At 61.2% G+C, this 22934-nt stretch carries 23 protein-coding genes and 1 tRNA gene; 15 read left to right on the forward strand and 9 right to left on the reverse strand.

All coding sequences use genetic code 11. The features are described 5' to 3' along the window. Positions 1-342: 342 nt before the first annotated feature. Positions 343-1323 carry a hypothetical protein gene (locus HV770_RS11140; RefSeq protein WP_175159474.1) on the reverse strand — a complete coding sequence of 327 codons (981 nt, stop codon included), beginning with the start codon at positions 1321-1323 and terminating at the stop codon, positions 343-345. Positions 1324-1874: 551 nt separating this feature from the next. Here HV770_RS11140 and HV770_RS11145 point away from each other — a divergent pair. Both HV770_RS11145 and HV770_RS11150 read left to right on the forward strand, forming a co-directional pair. Then, on the forward strand, positions 1875-3218 hold the full coding sequence (locus HV770_RS11145; RefSeq protein ID WP_246290839.1) for a sensor histidine kinase: 1344 nt from the start codon (positions 1875-1877) through the stop codon (positions 3216-3218). 2 nt (positions 3219-3220) lie between these two features. Beyond that, positions 3221-4222, forward strand: coding sequence for a response regulator (locus tag HV770_RS11150; RefSeq protein WP_175159476.1), 1002 nt, complete (start codon positions 3221-3223; stop codon positions 4220-4222). Positions 4223-4265: 43 nt separating this feature from the next. Here the strand turns inward: HV770_RS11150 and cqsA are convergent, their stop codons facing one another. Together cqsA and HV770_RS11160 are read right to left on the reverse strand one after the other, a co-directional pair. Continuing rightward, positions 4266-5555: an alpha-hydroxyketone-type quorum-sensing autoinducer synthase gene (cqsA, locus tag HV770_RS11155; protein ID WP_175159478.1), complete on the reverse strand. Its 1290-nt coding sequence runs from the start codon at positions 5553-5555 to the stop codon at positions 4266-4268. 374 nt (positions 5556-5929) lie between these two features. Further along, on the reverse strand, positions 5930-6193 hold the full coding sequence (locus HV770_RS11160) for a hypothetical protein (protein ID WP_175159480.1): 264 nt from the start codon (positions 6191-6193) through the stop codon (positions 5930-5932). 327 nt (positions 6194-6520) lie between these two features. Here HV770_RS11160 and HV770_RS11165 point away from each other — a divergent pair, with 327 nt between their 5' ends. The 5 genes from HV770_RS11165 (at position 6521) to HV770_RS11185 (ending at position 11140) form a co-directional block, all read left to right on the forward strand. Then, positions 6521-7180, forward strand: a complete 660-nt coding sequence (locus HV770_RS11165) for a GntR family transcriptional regulator (RefSeq protein ID WP_175159616.1) — start codon at positions 6521-6523, stop codon at positions 7178-7180. Positions 7181-7300: 120 nt separating this feature from the next. After that, complete coding sequence (locus tag HV770_RS11170) at positions 7301-8098, forward strand: SDR family oxidoreductase (protein ID WP_175159482.1); 798 nt, start codon at positions 7301-7303, stop codon at positions 8096-8098. A gap of 40 nt (positions 8099-8138) precedes the next feature. Beyond that, positions 8139-9071 (forward strand): 3,5-dioxohexanoate:acetyl-CoA acetone transferase, encoded by a 933-nt coding sequence (kce, locus tag HV770_RS11175; RefSeq protein ID WP_175159484.1) that lies wholly within the window; start codon positions 8139-8141, stop codon positions 9069-9071. 200 nt (positions 9072-9271) lie between these two features. Beyond that, entirely contained in the window at positions 9272-10624 is a 1353-nt protein-coding gene (locus tag HV770_RS11180; protein ID WP_175159486.1) for an MFS transporter, read from the forward strand. Positions 10625-10897: 273 nt separating this feature from the next. Next, positions 10898-11140 (forward strand): H-NS histone family protein, encoded by a 243-nt coding sequence (locus HV770_RS11185; RefSeq protein ID WP_246290841.1) that lies wholly within the window; start codon positions 10898-10900, stop codon positions 11138-11140. 70 nt (positions 11141-11210) lie between these two features. On the opposite strand, the gene HV770_RS11190 is transcribed toward HV770_RS11185, so the two are convergent. Beyond that, entirely contained in the window at positions 11211-11894 is a 684-nt protein-coding gene (locus HV770_RS11190) for a TetR/AcrR family transcriptional regulator (RefSeq protein WP_175159488.1), read from the reverse strand. A gap of 301 nt (positions 11895-12195) precedes the next feature. On the opposite strand from HV770_RS11190, the gene HV770_RS11195 reads away from it, so the two are divergent. The 4 genes from HV770_RS11195 to HV770_RS11210 are packed head-to-tail and all read left to right on the forward strand — an operon-like array spanning position 12196 to position 16690. Beyond that, positions 12196-13137, forward strand: a complete 942-nt coding sequence (locus HV770_RS11195) for an HlyD family secretion protein (protein WP_175159620.1) — start codon at positions 12196-12198, stop codon at positions 13135-13137. Beyond that, the gene (locus HV770_RS11200; RefSeq protein ID WP_175159490.1) at positions 13134-14078 is read left to right on the forward strand and encodes an ABC transporter ATP-binding protein; all 945 of its coding nucleotides are present in this window, start codon (positions 13134-13136) and stop codon (positions 14076-14078) included. Before HV770_RS11195 ends, HV770_RS11200 begins: the two co-directional genes overlap by 4 nt. Further along, on the forward strand, positions 14075-15217 hold the full coding sequence (locus HV770_RS11205; protein WP_175159492.1) for an ABC transporter permease: 1143 nt from the start codon (positions 14075-14077) through the stop codon (positions 15215-15217). The genes HV770_RS11200 and HV770_RS11205 overlap by 4 nt, the downstream gene beginning before the upstream one ends. A 12-nt stretch (positions 15218-15229) precedes the next feature. After that, positions 15230-16690, forward strand: coding sequence for an efflux transporter outer membrane subunit (locus HV770_RS11210; protein WP_175159494.1), 1461 nt, complete (start codon positions 15230-15232; stop codon positions 16688-16690). 51 nt (positions 16691-16741) lie between these two features. Here HV770_RS11210 and HV770_RS11215 read toward each other — a convergent pair whose 3' ends face one another. Together HV770_RS11215 and HV770_RS11220 are read right to left on the reverse strand one after the other, a co-directional pair. Next, a complete protein-coding gene (locus tag HV770_RS11215) occupies positions 16742-17101 on the reverse strand; it encodes a glyoxalase superfamily protein (RefSeq protein WP_175159496.1) in 360 nt (119 codons plus the stop codon). Between the two features lie 105 nt (positions 17102-17206). Then, positions 17207-17590, reverse strand: a complete 384-nt coding sequence (locus tag HV770_RS11220; RefSeq protein WP_217468594.1) for a Fur family transcriptional regulator — start codon at positions 17588-17590, stop codon at positions 17207-17209. Positions 17591-18211: 621 nt separating this feature from the next. On the opposite strand from HV770_RS11220, the gene HV770_RS11225 reads away from it, so the two are divergent. Then, on the forward strand, positions 18212-19489 hold the full coding sequence (locus HV770_RS11225) for a replication-associated recombination protein A (RefSeq protein ID WP_175159501.1): 1278 nt from the start codon (positions 18212-18214) through the stop codon (positions 19487-19489). Positions 19490-19841: 352 nt separating this feature from the next. On the opposite strand, the gene HV770_RS11230 is transcribed toward HV770_RS11225, so the two are convergent. Continuing rightward, positions 19842-20297, reverse strand: coding sequence for an META domain-containing protein (locus tag HV770_RS11230; protein WP_175159503.1), 456 nt, complete (start codon positions 20295-20297; stop codon positions 19842-19844). 107 nt (positions 20298-20404) lie between these two features. Next, positions 20405-21160, reverse strand: a complete 756-nt coding sequence (locus HV770_RS11235) for a DeoR/GlpR family DNA-binding transcription regulator (RefSeq protein WP_175159505.1) — start codon at positions 21158-21160, stop codon at positions 20405-20407. A gap of 80 nt (positions 21161-21240) precedes the next feature. Here HV770_RS11235 and HV770_RS11240 point away from each other — a divergent pair, with 80 nt between their 5' ends. After that, a complete protein-coding gene (locus HV770_RS11240) occupies positions 21241-21840 on the forward strand; it encodes an NUDIX domain-containing protein (RefSeq protein ID WP_121324616.1) in 600 nt (199 codons plus the stop codon). A 61-nt stretch (positions 21841-21901) separates the two neighbouring features. Here HV770_RS11240 and HV770_RS11245 read toward each other — a convergent pair whose 3' ends face one another. Then, positions 21902-22234 (reverse strand): hypothetical protein, encoded by a 333-nt coding sequence (locus tag HV770_RS11245; protein WP_175159507.1) that lies wholly within the window; start codon positions 22232-22234, stop codon positions 21902-21904. A 62-nt stretch (positions 22235-22296) separates the two neighbouring features. Here HV770_RS11245 and ppnP point away from each other — a divergent pair, with 62 nt between their 5' ends. Beyond that, the gene (gene ppnP / locus HV770_RS11250; RefSeq protein WP_175159508.1) at positions 22297-22617 is read left to right on the forward strand and encodes a pyrimidine/purine nucleoside phosphorylase; all 321 of its coding nucleotides are present in this window, start codon (positions 22297-22299) and stop codon (positions 22615-22617) included. Positions 22618-22827: 210 nt separating this feature from the next. Continuing rightward, positions 22828-22912: transfer RNA gene (locus tag HV770_RS11255), tRNA-Leu, on the forward strand. Positions 22913-22934: the final 22 nt, after the last annotated feature.

Here is a 22934-nt window from a genome sequence, read left to right on the forward strand (position 1 = left end):
GTGAGGTAATGTAAGAATGTAGTCTGACTACAGCATCGGTATTTATACCAATAGAATATGCTTTTATGCTAAATAGCCTATGTAATGAATAGCTATAGGCCATTCAGTTTGTTTAATATATGAACCGGCTTGTGTTCCGTACATGGTCTACTGAAACGCCCATTGCGCGTTCAATGAAGGAATGCGGGTCGCCATATCTTTCCCGCGAGTTTCTGCACCATTTTTTATTGAATTTGTGCAGATGCAATATGCGCTTTAATAAGCTATTTGTAATATATGGCGGTATGCCATTGGCAATTGAAGCGGAGATTCTCGTCATCGCCATGGCCCGCCGCTTCACCGCTAGAACCGGTAGCCGACACCGGCCAGAATCACGTCTGTATCGCGGCTGTAGCGCGTCATCACGCGATTCCAGCTCACGCGTGCCGACCAGTGCTGCGTCATGCGATACGAAGCGGACATCGACACGAGACCCGCCAGAATCCCATCGCCCGTGTCGTTGTCGTCGTCAGAATTGCCGTGGTGGATTGCTGCGTATGCACCCACGCCGATGCCGAACGACAGATGGTCATTGAAGAACGCACGTGTGAGCCAGAGTTGGGCCGTCGCGCCATCGCGTCGCGCGGAGATCCCGCTGCCTTCGTGCAGATAACCGAGGGTGGCGTCGAGGTAGTTCGTCAGGCCGCGCCGGTATTCGATCGCCTGCGCCGCAGCGGTCTGCGAATCGAGGCTGTTCAGGATCGTCGCGCCAGCCATCAGCGTGATTTCGTTGTTCGTGACTTTCTGCGAGCGCGGCAGTGCGAAGTCGCGCGGGCCTGACGTCTCGGGTGCGTCCAGTTGATAACCGACGCCGAGCATGATTGCGGTGGTTGACGAGCCGTTGGTCACCTGCACGTGATTGAGTTGCAGATTAGCTGTCCAGCGGCGCGACGAATACCAGGTCGCGCGGGCGCTGTACACGACGCCCCAGCCGTGCGTATTCGAATAGCCCGCGCCTTGATCGGCGGCCTCGGTATCGAAGTAACGGTACGGGCCGACGCCCAGCGCCAGGACGATGCGCCGATCCATGAGGGGAAGCTTGCCCCATATCTGGGCCGTGGGGCCGTCGCGGTGATGACCGGGAATGTGCCCTTCGTTGAGCCAGGTGATGCTGCCGGCGAAATAACGGCCGAAGCCCTCCGTGTAGTCGATCGCCCACGCATAAGTGTGTTCGTGCTCGCCGGTTAACGGTCCGGCGTACAGCGCAAACTCTTGGGCCACTGCCCGGCTGGAGCCCACGCAAAACGCCACAGCCGCAATCAGAAAGGTACAGGTAGTCTTCATCCTCGCCTTGCTGTCCAGTGGTATCGGAAACGCACCGCGTGACGACCGGCGAATCTGGTCGTATCTGTTGGGCATTGTGTCATGGCCTTGTGCAAAATCACGGCAGAAAACCACGCGCATTGACCTTGACTCCGTCTGCGAAGCGACTCATGCGCTGGGCATTCGCCCAATGCGAAGTTGACATCCTCATGACCCGTCAACAGCGCTTGGCATAGCTGCATTTATTCCAATATGTCGATTGGGAATCGCTCATTTAGACGCGCCATTTAATCCAATGTGCATAATCGGCGGACTTTTTTACCGCCCTTTACAGCGCTGCGCGTATGCATGACTTATCGTCGTCAAATTCGGAATTCACTCATTTGCCGTGACATTCGCGGCGTGGTCGGTCAGAATTCGCATTTACACGGCAGTCATAGCCGTGGCGTAATGCCTGATTTGCGCAGTACAAATACATGTCCGGTTGTTTCAGCCGGCGCATGTGAACGGGGAGCGATCGTTGGGAGAAGAGCCGCTCTGGAAATTGCTGATAAATTCCTGGCTCCACACAGATGAGTACTACCGGAATATCGCCTTGGGGCATGCGCAAATTGGCGGCAGTGCGCCCGTTTCTGACTCAGGCATTCATCCCTGCCGCGCGCAATCTGCAATACATGCGCCGCAGGATGCGTCCCTTTGCGCTGATTGCGATCATCGGCTTCCCGCTCTATTTCTACGTCTGGCACGCGCTTTTTCCGCAGCCGTACGAAAACCTGGCGCTGCGGCTCGTGGGCTCCGCGCTGTTTGTCCCCATTCTGTTTTCGGATCGCTGGCCGGCGCCGGTCAAGAAATTCTTACCGTACTACTGGTACCTGACGATCTTCTATTCGCTGCCCTTCTTCTTTACGTTCATGCTGTTGAAAAACAGCGGCTCCAATGTATGGATAGAAAGCGCGTTGATTGCCGCGTTTGTCATGGTGCTGCTGCTGGACTGGTTGATGCTGCTGCTCAATTTCGTGATCGGCATCGGGGTCGCGTATCTCGCCTATTGGCTGACGACGGACCCCGTCGTCCTTCATACGACCTACCCCGCGCATCTGGCGATTTTCTCGTTCGCGGTCGCGATCGGCGTGGTGGCGAACTACGACATGGACCGGATCAGGATCGAACAGGAGCGCGCGATGCTCGCCACCGCAAGCAGCATTGCCCACGAGCTGCGCACGCCACTTCTGGCGATTCGCGCGGGCGCTTCGGGGCTTGGCTGTTATCTTCCGTCGCTGCTGGAAAGCTATTCGATCGCGCAACAGAGCGAACTGCCGGTGCCGAAAATCCGTCTCGTGCATCTGCAGTCGATGGATGGCGTGCTCTCGCGCATCGAACAGGAGGCCATCCATTCGAATGCGATCATCGACATGCTGCTCGCGAACGCGCGCTTCACGGGCGGCTACGCGCATGGCGCGACCGGGTGCTCCATCGCGCAGTCGGTCAGAAGCGCGCTGGAGCGCTATCCGTTTCGCGAAGGCGAACGCGACCGGGTGCTGACCGACCTTGCCACGGACTTCACGTTCCACGGCTCGGACATGCTGATGGTCCACGTGCTGTTCAATCTGCTGAAAAACGCGTTGCGCGGCATGGCCAGTGTGGACAGCGCACTGATCTCGATCCGGCTCGTGGCGGGGCCGCGGAACAACCAGTTGCTGTTCCGTGACACCGGCGCCGGCATCGCACCCGATGTGCTGCCGCACATCTTTACCCGCTTCTATACGTCGTCGGCAGGGATCGACGACGCCTCGATCGGTACCGGCATCGGTCTTGCTTTTTGCCGCGATGTGATGCGCGGAATAGGCGGCGCCATTGACTGCAAGTCTGTCGAAGGGATGTTTACCGAATTCGCTTTGACCTTTCCCCGGCCATAACGATGCACACGATCAAACCATTCTATTTCCCGACGACCGTCACGTTCGTAGACGACAGCCCGACCTTCCTGTCGAATCTGTGCCTTCAGCTCGACCCGCAATTGGCTTTCCGTCTCTTCAGTTCGCCCGGGGAAGCGCTCGACTTCGTGAACAGCCGCCCGCGCCCGGGACCATTGGACGAACCGATTTTCGCGCCGTTTCGTGACCGCACCGACGAGGACGTCGCTCACCAGGTGATCGCGCTGAGCGTCAATACGGTCCGTAAGCAGGTGCACAACGCGCAGCGATTTCTGGCGACCTCGGTCGTGGTGATCGATTACGACATGCCCGGCATGAACGGTCTCGAGTTTTGCCGCCGCATGACCGATCCCGCCGTGCGCAAGATCATGCTGACCGGCAAAGCGGACGAACACATCGCAGTGCAGAGCTTCAACGAAGGCATCATTCACCGCTTCATCAGCAAGCAGGATGCGGCGGCGGTGCCGGCGCTCAATCGCGCCGTGCGCGATCTGCAGAACGCCTATTTCGACGACGTGTGCCAGTCGATCCTCGATACGTTGGCCGTGTCGGAATACGCGTTCCTGCGCGACCAAGCGCTGGCCGCGCGAGTGGCCGAGATCTCCGACTCGCTCGGCATCGTCGAACACTATCTGTCGTACTGCCCCGGCGGCCTGCTGATGCTCGACAGCGCAGGCAAGTCGTATCTGCTGATCGTCCACTCGGACGAGACACTGCGGGGTTTGCGGGAAATAGCCATCGAACAGGACGCGCCTGCGGAGTTTTTGAAGGAACTCGACAGTCGGCGCAGCCTGCCTTACTTCTGGCAAACCGACGGACATTACCCCACGGATTGCACGGCGTGGGAACCCTACATGCACCCGGCGACGCAACTTGGCGGCCGGCAGAATTACGTGTACTCGGTCATACCCAATCCGCCGGGGCTGGACCTGAGCCGGGTGCTCAGCTATGACCATTACCTCGAACGGCTCGACCGCGAAAAGTAAGCGACATGGAGCCCGGCAAACCGGGCTCCATGTCACGCGCCTATCAGGCTGTCACAGCGGTGTTTTCGTCCATGGTCTCGCGCCTGCGCCGGCGGGACGACAGCTCATCCCCGAGACGCCGCGTGGACGCCCACTTGTCGAGTTCGACCTCGCTGCGGATGTCGCGGCACACGCTCGCGATCTTTTCGACCTGCATATCGCTCAGCCCCGCGTGGATCGACAGGCGCATCAGCGCACGGTTGCGCGCCGTCGCGGGCGCACAGAACACCGAGCCGAAAATGCCACGCGACTCCAACGCGTCGCGCAATACGATCGTGCGCTGTTCCGTGCCAGCTTCGAGGGCGATGATCTGACTTTGGCTGCCGTTCAGGTTGTAGCCGAGTTCGGTCAAACGCTGCCTCAGCCATGCGGCGCTCGCGGTGAGTCGCGCGCGCCGCCCGTCCGCGGCTTCGATCACCGACAACGTTGCGTCGAGCCCGCTGATTTCATGCGGCAACAGCGTGGAGCTGAAGATGGCGGGATTCGATTCGAATTTGAAGTACTCCTGGAAATCGACCGGACAGGTGATGAAGCCAGCTCTGCCCGCGAACGCCTTCGCCAGACTCGCGGTGCGAAACGCCACCCGGGACTCCAGCCCGAGTTCGGCAACGAGTCCCGCGCCGCGCGGGCCGTGCGTGCCGAGCGAATGCGATTCGTCGACGACGAACACGCAGGCGTGCCGCTCGCAGACGTCCGCGATCTCAACGAGCCGGCAGACGCCGCCGGTCGTGCTGTACACCGAGTCGACCAGTACCACCCCCTGTCCATAACGCCCGATCTGCTGCTCCAGATGCGCAACGTCGTTATGCCGAAAAGCGACCGGCACCGCACCCGCGCTGCGAATGCCTTCCCACAACGACATGTGCGCCATCATGTCGACGTAGACCGGCGTTTGCGCCGACGCGATCGACTGAAGCAGCCCGGTATTGGCTGCATAGCCCGATTGACACAGCACGCCCGCCTCCGCACGCATGAACGTTGCGAGCCGGCTTTCGAATCGAAGCTGCGGGCAATCGCCGTGCAGGAAGATGCCCGACATCAGCAGGCCGTTGCCGTTCTCACGCAGCGTACTGCCCATGCTGTCGATGATGTCCGGATGCCGCGCAATCGCGAGATAGTCGTTGCTCGACAGATGCAACGCGTCGGGCCCAGCGATACGGCCGCGCATGATATGTCCGCCGCCCCAGGTTTCCTGCACCCGCTCACGGTAATACCGCTCGACGCGCGAGGTGACGAAGGCCGGCAACACCGGTCGGTTATGCCGCTGTGTCGTGCGATCAAGAACGCTTTTCATTTTGTGGCTCCATAGGATTAGCTGTCGTAGCGGACAGCGGGTCCATAGTGAGCCCGTCATTTATGACTTGTACGGAAAGTCAGGCAAGTTATGCGTGATGGGTTGAGCGCGGCAAAGATTGATCGTTCGCTTCCTTCCCTTCGGCGGTAAGGCAGGAATCCAGAGCGCGGGTTGACCGGAAAGACCCTCGTCAGACAGGTGCCGCAAACGCCTGCTCACAAGACGTGGGGATCTGGATTCCATTCGCGACCAATGCCTGAAAGACGGTGGGATCGGCGGCGCACTGATCGTCGCGCCGCTGCTGGCGATACGCATGCCGACGCGGGCCTTTGCGCCACGATGCGTCGCGAAGTACAAGGGCCGCCCGTCTGTTGCTATTGCTTCACCGTCCCCGTTCGCGGCGACGATGACGCACCATTTGGCGACAGCGCATTCGCACGCTTATCCATCAGCGTTCCGGGTGGGTTGTTGGGGGTGCCTTGCGCGGCCGGGGCGTCGATGGCTTGTCCCGCCTGTCCAGGCTGAGTTTCCTTCGTTTGCGTGCCGCTGTTTGCCGGCGTTTTGCCGGCCTGTTGAGCGTAGGCTGCGCTGCTCATGCAAAGCACGAGCGCGGCGCAAGCAACTTTCAAGGTGTCCATGACTGTCTCCTGGTTTCACGGCGCATGCCGTTGTTCTGGAAGTGAGCATCTTGCGTGCCGCAAGCAAAATGGAGGCCGATAAAAAACAGACAAATCGTGAGATACCGAGCCGGTTCAGAATCGGAGCCGATAATGAAAGTGCCCGGTGGCGCCGAAACCAGACCTCACGCACTTAACGTTTCCCCCAAGCCCTTCCCCACGACCAGCGGATAGAATTTGCCTCACTGTGATCACACATCACAGCAATGCAAATCAACGGAGTCGAGCTTGGCAACCCGTCCCACATCCCCATCCGTGCTCCCGCTCGAAGTGGTCGCGCACGAAACGATGGCCGGCAAGGTCTATCAGCAACTGCGCGAGGCGATCATGAGCGGCCGGTTCGAGCCGGGTCTGCCGTTGAGTCTGCGTTCCGTCGCCGAAGCCGTCGGGTCCTCCACGATGCCAGTGCGCGCCGCGCTCACCCGGCTCCAGACAGAAGGCGCGCTCGTCGACGGGCCGGGCCGGGCGCTGATGGTTCCGCCGATCACGCTGGAACTCGTCGAGGAACTGCGCGACGTGCGCATCGCGCTGGAGGGCTGCGTGGCACAGCGCGCCGCCACGCGCATGTCCGACGCTCATCTCAGGGCCGTTCAGGATATTTACGAGGTCATGAACGGGCACGCGGAAGCCGGCGAAGTCGCGGACTATCTGCGCAGCAACTTTGCGTTCCACAGCGGAATTTACCGGCATGGCGCGAGCGAAATCACGCTCGCCACCATCCAGAGCTTGTGGATTCGCATCGGGCCGTTTCTCAACGTCGTCGCGCCGGACATCCCGCACATGCGGCGCTCGATGGAAGCGCATCGGCAGATCGTCGACGCGCTTTGCCGGCGGGACGGGGAAGCCGCGCGGGCGGGCATTGCGCGCGATATCGGCGACGCAGCGCAGAGTCTGATTGACCGCCTGCAGATGCGCGCAGACGTCGGCGGGAAGCAGGCGAACCGCTAACAAACACGCATGAATCCGGATGGATTCATACGCAATTGATTCGATTAGTACAACTATTTCTATCCATTCCTGACTGCCAACACGCGTCAGCACATCAGTCTGTCAACGGAGCGAGAAGACATGAGTATTGTGACAATGCTGCAACCACCACCGGGTTTGCGTGTACTGGTTACAGGCGGCGGCGGTGGGATCGGCCTCACGATCGCGCGGGCCTTCACCGAGGTGGGCGCAAAAGTGCACGTCTGCGACGCAAGCGAACGCGTGCTCGAAGCGATGCGCGCCGACAGGAACAACGAAAGCATCTCGGCCACGCTCGCCGATGTCGCCGATGAAAGCGCGGTTGCCCGTGTCTTCGAGGACGTCCAATCCCGGCTCGGCGGTCTCGACGTGCTGATCAACAATGCGGGCATCGCCGGACCGACCGGCGGCATCGATGAAATCGACGCCGCGCAATGGGAACAGACGGTCGCGATCAACCTGAACGCGCAGTTCTATTTCGCGCGACGGGCGGTGCCGCTGCTGCGCGAATCGCCGCACGGTGGCTCGATCATCGCCATGTCGTCGGTGGCCGGGCGATTGGGCTATGCATATCGCGCGCCCTATTCCGCGACGAAGTGGGCTGTAATCGGCATGACCAAAAGTCTCGCGATCGAACTCGGACCCGCCGGCATTCGCGTGAACGCCATTCAGCCGGGCATTGTGCGCGGCCCCCGCATGGAAGGGGTGATCGCGGCGCGAGCCCAGCAGCTCGGTCTGAGCTACGCGGAGATGGAAGCGAAGTACCTCGAAAAGATCTCGCTGCGCCGCATGACCACTCAGGAGGAAATCGCGGCGACCGCGCTATTCCTGTGCGCGCCGGGCGGCAGTGGCATTTCCGGCCAGGCGATCTCCGTGTGCGGCAACGTCGAAGTGCTCTGACGCTTCACTCTTTCCTTCCTCAGCGTGGACTCCGATTCTCATGGCCTCAACCCGTAAAGTCATCATTACCTGCGCGCCCACGGGCGCGATCCATACACCGTCGATGTCGCCCTACCTGCCGGTCACCCCGCAGCAGATAACCGAGGCCGCACTGGCGGCAGCAACCGAAGGCGCCGCGATCCTGCATCTGCATGCCCGCGATCCCGGCGATGGACGGCCCACGCAGGACCCGGCCGTGTTTTCAGAATTCCTGCCGCAGATCAAGGCGCAAACCGACGCCGTCATCAACCTCACCAGCGGCGGCAGCCCGCATATGACCGTGGCGGAGCGGCTGCGCCCCGCGCATCACTTCCAGCCGGAGATCGCCTCGCTCAACATGGGCTCGATGAATTTCGGCCTGTATCCGATGCTCGAACGCTTCAAGGAGCTGAAGCACGACTGGGAACGGCAGCATCTCGAAGCGAGCCGCGATCTCGTCTTCAAGAATACGTTTGCGGACATCGAGTACATCCTGACGTCATGCGGCGCCAATGGAACACGCTTCGAGTTCGAGTGCTACGACATCTCGCATCTGTACAACCTCGCCCACTTCGTCGAGCGCAATCTGGCCAAGCCGCCGTTCTTCATTCAAAGCGTTTTCGGTTTGCTCGGCGGCATTGGCGCTCATCCGGAAGACCTGATGCACATGCGGCGCACCGCCGACCGTCTGTTCGGCAACGACTATGTCTGGTCGATCCTCGGCGCCGGCCGCAACCAGATCCCGCTCGCGACCATGGGTCTGACGCAGGGTTCGAACGTCCGCGTCGGCCTCGAGGATTCGCTCTGGATTGGACCGGGCAAACTCGCCGAATCGAGCGCCGCACAGGTTCGGCAAATCCGGAAAGTGATCGAAGGGCTGTCTCTCGACATCGCCACGCCGGCCGAAGCACGCGCGATGCTGGGTCTCAAGGGCAAGGACAACGTGCGTTTCTAATCGCCGCCCAAGCCTTCCGGCACGGAAACGGAAGGAGACGGCAGGGGCAGTCGAAGGGCATCTGGCCGCGCGTGCCTCGCCCTTCGCCTCGACGCATACACGCGCAAAGCGGGTCGTTGCCCGTTGCCGGGGCGCAGTCGCTGCGCCGAACCGGGCACCGGGATCTCCGACGTTCCACCTACCCAGATCTGGGGAATCACATGTCAACGCATCGATCAACGAAGCCGCAAGCCGATCAGCTTGCGCAATCCGCCCTTACACGGCTCCTGATCCGCAAGCTGATGCCGTTACTCGTCATTGTCTACGTCATCAGCTTTCTCGATCGAACGAATATCGCGTTGGCTCGACACACCATGAGCATCGACCTCGGGCTTTCCGCGGCGGCTTATGGACTCGGCGCGGGACTGTTCTTTCTCACCTACGCAATGCTGGAAATACCGAGCAACCTGGTGATGAACAAGGTGGGCGCGCGGCTATGGATCACGCGCATCATGGTCACGTGGGGAGTGCTATCGATTGGCATGGCCTTCGTGCGCGGCGAGACGTCGTTCTACGTGATGCGGCTATTGCTGGGCGCCGCTGAAGCAGGCCTCTTCCCCGGTGTCATGCTCTACCTGACGTACTGGTTCACCCGCGAAGAACGGGCGCTTGCAACAGGCTATTTCCTGATCGGCGTGTGCGTCGCGAACATTGTCGGCGGGCCGCTCGGCGGTGCACTTCTTGAACTCGACGGCATGCTCGGTTTGCGTGGCTGGCAGTGGCTTTTCGTGATCGAAGGGTTGCCGGCGGTGCTCCTCGCGATCGTGGTCTGGAAGATGCTGCCTGACAAACCCCTGGAAGCATCGTGGCTGTCGCCGGCGCAAGCCGCGCAGATCGAGGCGCGCCTCGCCGCCGAACGCGACGCGCAAGCCGGAGACGGACGTGCCAGCCATTCCCTGCGCCACGCACTGGGCGATCCGCAAGTCTGGCTCGCCATTCTCGTGTACTTCTGCCATCAACTGACCATCTACACGACCATCTTCTTTCTGCCGGGCGTGATCGGCGCGTCGGGACATTTCTCGCCGCTGGTGGTGGGAACGTTGTCGGCGACACCGTGGATTGCCGCCGCCATCGGCGCGGCGGCGCTGCCGCGTTTCGCCAGCACGTCGGCACGCAGCCGGCTACTGCTGGTCGGCGGCCTGATTGTGATGGCGCTCGGCTTGTTGATCGCCGCGCACTCGCGGCCCGCGATCGGTCTGCTTGGAATGTGCCTCGCCGCATTCATGTTCTTCGTGGTGCAGTCGATCATTTTCACGTTCCCGTCCTCGCGGCTCAGCGGCGCCGCGTTGGCCGGCGGTCTTGCGCTGGTCAATTCGTGTGGTCTGCTCGGCGGATTCGTTGGGCCTACGGTCATGGGCCTGATCGAACAATCGACGGGCAGCGCGACCAACGGCCTCATCGTTCTGGCGGTTGCGCTGATCATCGCCGCGGTGGGTAGTCTTCGCTTGAGGCATGGGGACGAGGATCGTCGCGCACGTGCTGTGTATTGCCGGGATGCCGAAAAGGCGGTATGAGGCCGACGATGGTTCTGTCGCACCGAAGCGTTTGTCGACGAAGATCACTGGCGGCGGCCTTAGTGGCAAGTACACAACGGATTGACCGCGTCACCGGTCACGATTGAGTTATCGGGTTTATACTAAGCACGTCTCCTCCATGTCTCCTCTGATATGGATTCAGCCCGCCTCCGAGCGGGCTTTTTCTTATCCGACACAGCAAGCACAACGATGACAGGAAGAATCGCCGACGGTGAGGCGCGCGAGCGTCTCATTATCTGGATTCGCCGCCGCATGAGCGAGTTCGGCATCACGTTCGAAGCGCTCGCCGAATCCATCCAGCACGATCTCGACAATCCGCCGATTTACCGTGACGCCAGGGGCAACGACTGGAACGGACTCGGCGACATGCCGGACTGGCTGCGGGCAGCAAAAAATGCCGGCGTCGATCCGGCTTTCTTCAGGATCGAGCCAAAGCCTGAGCCCGCGCCGAAACATTCCAGCGCGCAGTATGTGCAGGCTGATCTCTTCGAGTAACGGCGCCGTGCCGATCAATCGGCCGAGCAGGGGTGGTTGAGGATGTAGTTCTTGTCGCGCAATGAACGCGCTACTTGCCTGCGCGATGCGCAACTGCAATCGCATCCAGCCCTGCCAGCACGAAACGCACAAAGTCATCGGCAAGCGCTTTCCTGTCTTTAGCGACTGCGGGCAGCAAGGCCGCCTGCACCTGCTTCGGCGCGATCATCATCGCGATGCACGGCAGCACCGTGAACATCAACGCCCGCTGCACGGCTGGCTCTTTGGGGTTCAATTGAAGCACCTCGCCGATGAGTCCCAGCAAAAGCGCGGCCTTGGGCCGCACCGCTTTCTCGATGAGCGCCGGAATCGCCGGCGACGGCGAGAGCACCTCGCGCAGCATCAGCATGAATCCCCACGGCGCCGCCGCGTTGACCGACAGGCCGACAAAGTGCGAGATGACCGCGCGAAGCTTGTCCTTCGGATCGCTAACGCCCTCGGTTAACGCCTTCAACTCGTCGAGCCCGACAACCTGCCGGTGCGCTTCCACCAGCGCCGCTTCGTAAAGCGCCTCGCGGCTGCCGAAGTGGTAATGCACCGATGCCATCGGCGTACCTGCGCGTTCGCAGATCTCCTTGCTCGTGGCGTCCGCGAAACCGCGCTCGGCGAATACCTGCCCGGCTGTGTCGAGCAGATGCTGGCGCGTCGCCGCGCCGTCAGGACGCGTCGCCCGCTGTTTGCGCGTCGAACCGGTTTTTGCTGAGGATGTGCGCATGAAGAATCGGTGACTCTGGAAATAGTTTGAATTCAAATTCAAATTCACATATCATCGATTCTACTTCATCCGAGGCCCTCTTGCGTCGGTTCAACCGCGCATGCAAGGCTGCGTCGGCGGCGGACAGTGCACACCGCGCAGTCGCTTTTGGCAGCCACGAGTCAGCCAGATGAACGCTGTGTCGCGCTCTCAATGATATGGATTACTTACTGAACACGCGTGTCCGAGTAGGCGCGTTTTTTCGGATGAACCCATGCTTACCTCGCTAACGAACCTTGTGCCACCGGTTCCCGGCCGCTTCATGATGATGTTCGCCATGCTCGTGGGCGCTACGCTCACAGCCTGTTCCCATTCCGACAACAACGCCTACCAGGGCTATGTCGAAGGTGAATTCGTCTATCTCGGCTCGTCGCAGGCAGGGAGATTGACGCAACTATCGGCCGCACGCGGGCAATATGTGAAAGCGGATACGCAGCTCTTCACACTCGAAGCAATCGACGAAACAGCCGCGCTTCGACAGGCCGAACAGCAACTCACGGCGACGCGCGCGCAACTGGCGGACATCGAGACCGGCAAGCGCGTGCCGGAGGTCAACGTCAATCGCGCGCAGCTTGCCCAGGCTGTCGCCAATGCGCGCAAGGCATCCTTGCAACTCACGCGCGACAAGGCACAGTTCGCGGCCGGCGGCATTGCAAAAGCGCAACTCGACGATTCGCAAGCCAACGCCGACGCCACCGCCGCGCAGGTGCGCGAGCTGACGAATCAGGTCGAAGTGGCGCGCCTGCCCGGGCGCTCGCAACAGATCGCGGCGCTCCATGCGCAGGTAGCAGCCGCCGAAGCAGTCGTCGCGCAGGCGCAATGGAAGCTGGACCAGAAGCGTGTCAGCGCGCCTGCCGGGGGCCTGATCTACGACACGATCTATCGAACGGGAGAATGGGTACCGGCGGGAAGTCCTGTCGTGCAGATGCTGCCACCGCAAAATATCAAGGTGCGCTTCTTCGTGCCGGAGAGCATCGTCGGCCGACTCGCGAACGGCCGCAGCGTGGCGATTCATTGCGACGGTTGCGCAGCCGATGTGTCCGCGAAAATCACCTACATATCGAGCGAGGCGGAATACACGCCGCCCGTCATCTACAGCAACGAAACCCGCGCGAAGCTCGTGTTCATGGTCGAAGCGCATCCGTCCATAGCGGACGCAAACAGGCTGCATCCGGGCCAGCCGGTGACGGTGGCACTGCAATGAGCGGCGAGACCCCCGAGCACGTCATCGACGTTCAGCATCTGAACAAGCATTTCGGCGACAAGCACGTCGTCAACGACGTGTCGCTACAGGTCGGACGAGGTGAAATCTTCGGTTTTCTCGGCCCGAACGGCAGCGGAAAAACCACCTCGATCCGATTGATGTGCGGACTCCTGACGCCGGATTCCGGCACCGGCACCTGTCTCGGTTACGACATCCTGCGCGAGAGCGAAGCCATCAAGCGTAATGTCGGCTACATGACGCAGCGCTTTTCATATTGGGAAGACCTGACAATCCGCGAAAATCTCGATTTCGTCGCACGGGTCTATCAGATGAAGAACCGCCGTCAGGCGGTCGACCGCTCGCTCGAATCGCTTGGACTGCAAAGCCGCGCCAATCAGTTGACGGGTTCGTTGTCCGGCGGCTGGAAGCAGCGGCTCGCGCTCGCCGCATGCATGCTGCACGAACCCAAGCTGCTGTTGCTCGACGAACCGACTGCCGGCGTCGATCCCACCGCGCGGCGCGATTTCTGGGAGGAACTGCACCGGCTGGCCGCACGCGGCATTTCGGTGCTGGTCAGCACGCACTACATGGATGAGGCCGAACGCTGTCACAAGCTCGCGTACATCGCCTACGGCAAGTTGCTCGCGCAAGGCACATCGAACGAAGTCATCGAGTCACAACATCTGTCGACGTGGTGCATCCACGGCGAACACCTTAGCGCACTGTCCGAACAGCTTCGCGCGATGCCCGGCGTCGACCAGACCGTTGTGTTCGGCTCCGCGCTGCATGTCAGCGGCCGCGACCACGCCGCGCTCGAACAGGCAATCAGGCAGGCGACAGCAGGCACCGCGTTGCGTATCGAGCCGATCGGCACGGGACTCGAAGACGTCTTCATCTACCTGATGAGTCACGCGAAAGACAACTTCGGAGCGCCATCATGAGCAGACGAACCGTGTTCTCGTTGAGCCGCTGGTGGAGCATCGTGCTCAAGGAGTTTTTGCAACTTCGGCGCGATCGGATCACGTTCGCGATGATCATCGGTTTGCCGATCGTTCAACTCTCGCTATTCGGCTTCGCCATCAATACGAATCCGCGGCATCTACCTACCGCCGTCGTCATTCACGATCAAAGCGAGTTCTCGCGCAGCTTCGTGGCTGCAATGACCAACTCCGCGTATTTCAACGTGATCGAAAGCTTGCCGGACGAAGAAGCCGGCCGTCGCGCGCTCGCGCAGGGCCGCGTGCAATTCGTGCTCAACGTTCCGGTCGATTTCTCTGCGAAATTGCTGCGCGGTGAGCACCCCTCGTTGCTGGTCGAAGCCGATGCAACCGATCCGACCGCGACCAGCACCGCCGTCGCGGCGCTGCCGGGTCTGATCCAGCCCGTCGCCGACAAGGACATCACCGGTCCGCTCGCGCATCTGAACGGCGGCCCGAGCGCATTCGGCGTGCAGGTTCACAACCTGTACAACCCCGAGGGCATTACGCAATACAACGTGGTCCCCGGCTTGATGGGCGTCATTTTGACGATGACGCTCGTCATGATGACGGGCCTCGCGATCACACGCGAACGCGAACGCGGCACGATGGAAAATCTGCTCGCGACACCCGTCCTTCCGATCGAAGTGATGACCGGCAAGATCGTGCCTTACATTGCGATCGGGTTGATTCAAGCGTCGATCATTCTCGCCGCGACGCGCTTCGTCTTCAACGTGCCGTTCGTCGGCAGCCCGGTGGCAATCTATCTTGCCGCGTTGCTCTTCATCGCGGCCAATCTCACCGTGGGCATTACGCTGTCCTCGCTCGCACAGAACCAGTTGCAGGCGATGCAACTGACCTTCTTCTATTTCCTGCCGAACATCCTGTTGTCGGGCTTCATGTTTCCGTTTGCGGGCATGCCGCGCTGGGCGCAGTTCATCGGCAATCTGCTGCCGCTGACCTATTTCAATCGCCTGATCCGCGGCATTCTGCTCAAAGGCAATGGCTGGGCGGACCTGTGGCCGTCGGTGTGGCCGATGATGCTCTTTACGGCGATTGTCATGGCGATTGCGTTGCGCTTCTACCGGCGCACGCTCGATTAGAAGGACAAGGCGATGAAACCACTCGTTATCGTGGCCGGGCTCGCGCTATGCGGTTGCGCAGTCGGCCCGGATTTTCAGAGCCCGGCCGCGCCGGACACGCAAACCTATACTCGCGACGGCCTGCCGCAACGCGCCGCATCGGCCAACAGCACGGCCGCATTTGCGCAGACCTTGCGCATCAGCGACAGTGCGACGCCGATGTGGTGGCGGCAGTTTCATTCGGATGCGCTGGACCGGCTGGTTGACGAGGCGTTGCGCCAAAGCCCGACGCTGGCGCAGGCTCGCGCAAAGCTGATTGAAGCCCGCGAGGACTACAACGCGCAGGCGGGTTCGACGCAATTTCCCAGCGTAGACGCGACAATTTCAGCTTCGCGCCAGAAGGTTGACCCTGCCGCGTTCGGCGTACCCAACGTGAACAGTCCTGGCCCGTTCTCGCTGTTCAACGCTTCGGTGAGCGTGTCGTATGTATTCGATGTGTTCGGCGCCAATCGTCGCGCGCTCGAAGCGAGCTTCGCGCAAGTCGATTACGAGTCGTTCGAACTCGATGCGGCGCGGCTATCCATTGGGGGCAATGTCGTGTCGGCGGCAATCCGGCGCGCGTCGTTGCGACAGCAGATCGAATTGACACAAGATCTCGAGCACGCCCAGGCCCGGCAACTGACGATCGTCGAAGCGCGCTTCGCCGCCGGTGGCGTGGCTCAACTCGACGTGCACAGCCAGCACACCCTGCTCGCGCAAACGCGCGCATCTTTGCCGCCGCTCACCACGCAGCTTGCGCAAACCGATCATCAACTCGCGATTCTGCTGGGCGCCACGCCGTCGGAAGCGGATTTCAGTGACATCACGCTCGACGCGCTTCATCTGCCCAATGATCTGCCTGTCACGCTGCCTTCGACACTCGCACGCGAGCGGCCCGACATTCGCGCGTCCGAAGCGTTGTTGCATCAGGCCAGCGCGAATGTCGGCGTCGCGACGGCCAACCTTTATCCGCAGTTTTCGCTATCGGCGGGATTCGGCTCGCAGCGCACGAACATCGGCGATGTCATCAACGGTTTGAACATCTGGAACATCGGGCTCAATCTGACGCAGCCTCTTTTCCGTGGCGGCGCATTGCATGCGAGGAAGCGCGCAGCGCAGGCCGCCTACGAGGCCGCCCTGGCCGGCTATCAGCAAACCGTTTTGCAAGCGCTGCAGCAGGTCGCCGATTCGTTGACAGCACTGCGGGATGACGCGCACGAATTGCAGGCCCGGGACGACGCCTGGCAACACGCCCAGGCGAGCGTCTCAGTTGCGAGCCGGCAATATGCAGCGGGAGGAATTAGCCAGACGGCGTTGCTCGACGCGCAACGCCAGGCCTTGCAGACCGCAATCGACCGGACGCGGGCGCAAGCCGACCAGTTCGCCGATTCGGCAGCGCTATTTCAGGCGCTTGGCAGCGGCGTGCCGGTAACGACGCAGGTGGGTGAGCAATGAGCCGGCCTACGCATCCCGATGACGTGAGCGATCGACACGTCCGGTCGAGATCTACGAAAACTGACAAAAGCGCAACCGATTCCCGGACGGGTCCGTGATTTGCATTTGCCGGCCCCAACCGACTTCCTCGATGCCGGGCCTTGCATACGAATACTGCTTGCCGTGCAACTCGCCGTGCAACGACTCGATGTCGTCGAGCGGCAGGAATACGGCTGATCCCGGCGTACTGTCGCCGTGATGCTCGCTCAGATGCAGGATGACAGAGTCGCGCCTGATCTGCGCATACAACGGTAAATCGTCGGCAAACCGATGTTCCCAGTCGAGTTCGAAGCCAAGGTAGGTCAGATAGAACTCGTATGTCCTCTCGATGGAGAACATGCGCAAAATCGGTATGGCGTTCAGAAGGGTCATCGGCTTACTCCGCAGTCGTCGAATCGAAACCGCAGTTCAACGGGTTACCCGCTTCCTGTCAACCATCTGGATATGCTATCGCCTGACCACCGTCCTCGCGCGCACCTAGCCCTTTCTGCATTCGGCGCAAAGACCGAACACCACCAGTTGCCGTTCCGACACGTCGAACTCAAAGTTGTCCGCCACCGCCGTCTGCCGCGCCTCGATCTCGGCATCGAAAAACTCATGAATGCAGCCGCAGGCCGTGCACACCAGGTGATCGTGCCGCGTGCCGTCGTTCAGTTCATAAACCAGACGGCCGTCACCGAATGCGACACTCGACAGCAATTTCGCGTCGACCAGCAAACCGAGCGCCCGGTAGAGGGTGCCCAGACTCAGATTGCGCATGTTCTCGTTCAGGCGCTTGTAAAGCTGTTCGGCGCTGAAGTGTTCGTGGGCATGCTGCTGAAAGAACTCCAGCACCAGCACACGTGGGAACGTGGGTCGCAATCCGGCTCGTTCCAGAATTCGGTGAATGTTCATGGACGTAGTTGCAACACAAGACGGGCAGCCCGAAGCGCCTGGGTCGTCGGAAGTGGTCGGTAAGGCTGTCGGCCTGCGCGGCAGGGCGATCTGCGAATTGCCAGACTATGTGAGCCACTTCCTTAAGAGAACCTTAGGTCAACGTTCGTATCACGACGAATCAGGTTGAACGAGGGTTCCGAGCAAACGCTGTCAGCAACTGCCGGGAATCACGCGCCAGGTCTTCGCCGCATGCAGTCGGCGCGTGCCTCGTTGACGCCGTTCCTCTCGAGACGACGAGTTCGCACGGCGTTTCGGGGGCGCCGCGCTGCTGTGGTTTGCAACTCAGAATCCTGAGCTTCGCGCCTCGCCTCAGATCACCGATGGGAGAGGAACGGAGTCAAATCCGTGAAGGCCTTTTCTGACTGCACTGTCTCCACCTGCTCCCTTGGCAACGGCCTCACTTACCATTCGGCGACCAGCGTCCAACGCAGCCAATGACGGCCCGCACAGGTATGCGTAGAATTCAGAAACCGCAGAAATCCCGCCCACTCCCGTTTCGAAACCATCGATCTGCGCTCCGGCGCCCACGCTGCACGCTACCGCGACATGACCGACCTCTTCAGCTCCGCCCCACGTGCGCCCCTTGCCGAACAACTTCGCCCCGCGTCGCTCGACGAAGTCGTGGGTCAGTCCCATCTGCTGGGCGCAGGCAAGCCGCTGCGGCTCGCGCTCGATTCGAACCGGCTGCACTCGTTCATTCTCTGGGGTCCGCCCGGTGTGGGCAAAACGACGATCGCGCGGCTTGCCGCGAAGGCGTTCGATTATGAGTTCATCGCCGAATCGGCGGTCGCCGCCGGCGTCAAGGAACTCAGGGAGGCCGCCGCGCACGCGCAGCAGGTGCTCGACCACCATGGCCGATCGACCGTCCTGTTCCTCGATGAAATTCATCGGCTCAACAAGAGTCAGCAGGACGCGCTGCTTCCTCACGTGGAAGTGGGCCGCCTCACGCTGATTGGCGCGACGACGGAGAACCCGAGTTTCGAGGTCAACAGTGCGCTGCTGTCGCGCGCACAGGTATATGTGCTCAAGCCGTTATCCGATCGCGAGTTGTGGGAGCTGTTTGCGCGCGCCCGTCCCCGTTTGGGCGAACTGGCGTTCGAGGACGCCGCCGTCGACGCGATCATCGGATTCGCCGACGGCGACAACGCGGCAACGGCGGCACGCATCAAACACATCGACAGCGACTTCGTCGGCACGGCGTCGGCCAACACCACGCGACGATTCGACAAAGGCGGCGAAGCGTTCTATGACCAGATATCGGCGCTGATCAAATCGGCCCGCGGCTCCGATCCGGATGCCGCGCTGTACTGGATGGCGCGCATGATCGATGGCGGTGTCGACGTTCGTTATCTCGCCCGTCGCATCATCATTCTGGCGAGCGAAGAAGTCGGCAACGCGGACCCGCGAGCATTGGAAGTTGCCGTGAACGCCGCTCAAGCGTATGAACGCCTCGGCTCGCCCGAGGGCGAACTTGCGTTGGCGCAAGCCCTCGTCTACATCGCGGTGGCGCCGAAGTCGAATGCGGTCAGCGTGGCATGGCATCAGGCGTTGACGTTCGTGCGCGCCGACCGCACGCGCGCGGTTCCGCTGCATTTGCGCAATGCGCCGACGCAACTGATGAAGGACCTCGGCTACAAGAAGGACTACCGCTACGCGCATGACGAACCGGATGCGTACGCAGCGGGAGAAAAGTACTTTCCGGAGGACATGCCCGAGCAGCGATGGTATCAGCCGGTGCCACGGGGCCTCGAAAGCAGGATCGGCGAGAAGCTCGTTCGTTTGCGCGAACTCGATGAGCAGGCGCGTGATCTGGAGAAGAGCTAGTGCTCGTGAACGAGCCCGGGCGTCGCTGCGGCAGAACGTCGGGTGAAGAACCTTTAGCAAGGTGATGCAAGCTACCAAGCATCCGCGTTCAGTTCGATTTGACCCGGAAACCACCCTTGCTCGGCGTGTCGCCCTGCGTCCACCATTGAGCGCAGTGCTTCACGTTGAGGTACGTCACGCAGGCACCGCCTGGGAATTGCGCGTGATCGCCGCCGTATCTTCGGCTTCCGATGAAAAAGAATCGGCCGGCAACGCGCAATGAATATGCGCTGGAAAGCGGGGATTAATTCATGAGCGAATTGGGATGGAACGAAGCGCGCTCATCGCGTGAGAGCAGAGAGTAAATTATCGCTTATTGCCCCGCCGTATGCGCGCGCAGAAACGCCACATAACCATTCTGCGTCTTGAGGATCTTCTCGGCGCACTCGTCATAGTCCGAACCCTTCGCGCCGTCCGGTCCGTACATGCCGCGGCACTGTGCAAAGAGCGTGAGCGTCGCGCCCGCGTCTTTCGCATCGCGGCTCGCCGAGAAGGCGGCATCACCCGAGCCAGAGGGCACGCCGGTTTCGATCGCGACCGCGTCCGCGCGTGTCACATGCGTGTCGGAATGCTGTTCGATGTAGCGTTTGGTCAGCGCCCACGCCGCGTCGCAGTTCTGTGCATCGCAATTGACGGTCGCATTGCGCTGAGCAGCAGCCAGGCCGGTTTCGTTATGGAGAAATTGCTCGGCTTGCTTCGCCTGCTTTTCAGGCGACGAGCAACCGGCGAGTACAAGCGCAACAAGCACAGAAGCAGCGATCTTTTTCACGAGTCAAACCTCTCAAGCCACGTTCGAGCGCGATTATAGCTGTGTGCCGGAAGCGCTCGCGCGTTTGCTTGCCAAGAAGAACGGTCACGCATCGCACGCATTGGACGTCACGCACGAACCACGCTTACGCCAGCGGCCTCCAGTGGCGCGATCAACCCCGCATCGGTCGAGCGCTCGACCACCACGGTCTGTGCAAGCGTCACGTCGCCGATGACATAGGCCGACGCCGCGTTGAGCTTTTCCGTGGTCGCAAGAACGACGGTCTCCGCCGAACGCGCGGCAAGCGCGCGTTTCACGTAGGCCTCTTCAAGATCACCGGTGCTGAGTCCCGCCGTCGGATGAACACCGGTCACGCCCATGAAGTAGAGGTCGGCGTGGATATGCGACATCGCCTCGATGGCGCCTGCGCCCACGGTCACGATCGAATGTTTATAGAGCCTGCCGCCGATCACGATCACTTCGATCGACGGGTGTTCGGCCAGCGCGACGGCAATCGTGGGACTGTGCGTCACGACCGTCGCCGCCAGCGAGGACGGGATGTGCCTGACGAGTTCGGCGCAGGTCGTCCCGCCGTCGATGATCACGATCTGTCCTGGCTCGATCATGGCTGCCGCGGCCATGCCGATCGCGCGTTTGCCCGAGGATTCCAGCGTGCGCCGCTTTGAAAAAGAAGCGACAGCCGGCGACGCGGGCAGGGCGCCGCCGTGCACCCGCTGCAGCGAACCCTCGGCGGCGAGTTCGCGCAAGTCGCGCCGTATGGTGTCCTCCGACACGCCGAACTGCACGGCGAGCGGCGCCGCGAGCACCTGCCCGTCACGGGCAAGCCATTCGAGGATGGTTTTCTTACGTTGGCTGGTCAACATGGCTTTGCACGTTTCTTCTTGATATTACACGAATATGCACGATATCATCAATGCCACTATCGAACCAGCAGGAGCCGGCCATGGCAGCCACGCAGGACCGTGTACGCATCATCGATACGACCGTGCTGTCCGACGACTGGTACGTACTGAAGAAAACAACGTTCGAATTCCTGCGGCGCGACGGCACGTGGCAACGTCAAACGCGCGAAACGTACGACCGGGGCAACGGCGCGACGCTGCTACTGTTCAACCGTGCGAGAAAGACCGTGGTGCTGACCCGGCAATTCCGCTTGCCCGCGTTCGTCAACGGTCACGACGGAATGATGCTGGAAGCCGCGGCGGGTCTGCTCGAGAAGGCGTCGCCGGAAGAACGCATTCGCGCCGAGGTGGAGGAAGAAACCGGCTACCGCGTGCAACACGTGCAGAAAGTCTTCGAAGCTTATATGAGCCCCGGCTCCGTGACGGAGAAGCTGTACTTTTTCATCGCCGAATACGATGCCGGGACGCGGGTCGGCAACGGCGGCGGAGTGCAAACCGAAGGCGAAGACATCGAGGTCGTCGAACTGGCGCTGGAAGAAGCCTTGGAAGGCATGCGCCGTGGCGACATCGTCGATGCGAAGACCATCATGCTGCTGCAATTCCTTGCGCTGCGCGAACAGGCGCAGCAGCGTTCACAGTGACGCTGCGCCGTATCCTCGTTGCCGACCCTTGTTGCACTCCACTCGTGACGTCGCGTCGCATTCAGATCGATTTCAGTTCCCCGCCGTCCAGCCGGTCGCGCGGATGATCTGCGTATTGGGACACTGAATGATTACGCATGCGATGACCGCGGTGATGCTGTTTGCCGCGCAAGTGAACGCTTTGCTGGCCGAGGGTGTTGTTGGCACGATGCGCCCCCTCGGCTGCGCAATCTGAACGCACGCGCTCGGTGCTCTGGTACGAGCAGATTGCAGGCTCGCCAACGACAAGCGCCGCTGCATGCCGGGCCGCGGTTGGCGTCGCCGACAAGCTGTATGATGGCGGGCTCGCGCCGGAGCGAAAGCCCGCGCGGTCGGCCCGCAGCAGATCGCGCACCGCCCGCCGCGGTTCCACGGTGCCAACCTATCCATTCACGACGACCCGGAGGAAGACTCGCCATGACGGCCGCAACGCAATTCGATCAGGTTTCCATTATCAAACGAGCCAACGTCTATTTCGATGGCAAGTGTGTCTCGCACACCGTGCTCTTCGCCGATGGCTCGCGAAAGACGCTCGGCGTGATTCTGCCGGGCACGCTCAACTTCGGCACCGACGCGCCGGAACTGATGGAAGTGCAGGCCGGCCAGTGCCGCATCCGCCTCGAAGGCAGCGACGAGTGGAAGACGTATCGCGCGGGCGAGTCGTTCTCGGTGCCCGGCAAGAGCCGCTTCGATATCGACGTAATCGAAACGCTCGATTACGTTTGCAGCTATCTGTGAAGATGGATGGGCATGCGGCGTCCGTTGTCGCACGCGATTTTGCGCGCGTGCGGTGGTATTGAAGCCGCGCGTTAGCGGCTACGATCTGCGTGGCGGCGTTTGAGTTCACCTGGCATCGTACGTCTGAACAACGGTCGTTCACATCCCATCGGCGGATAAAGATGCGGGCATTCACAAAAGATGATTCGCCCGCTACAATGGCGCCCCCTTGCCCAGGTGGCGAAATTGGTAGACGCACTATCTTGAGGGGGTAGCGCCGAAAGGCGTGCGGGTTCAAATCCCGCCCTGGGCACCAGTTTCTATCCGCAGTCCTGCGT

The sequence above is a fragment of the Paraburkholderia fynbosensis genome, from assembly GCF_902859935.1.
Classification (GTDB): domain Bacteria; phylum Pseudomonadota; class Gammaproteobacteria; order Burkholderiales; family Burkholderiaceae; genus Paraburkholderia; species Paraburkholderia fynbosensis.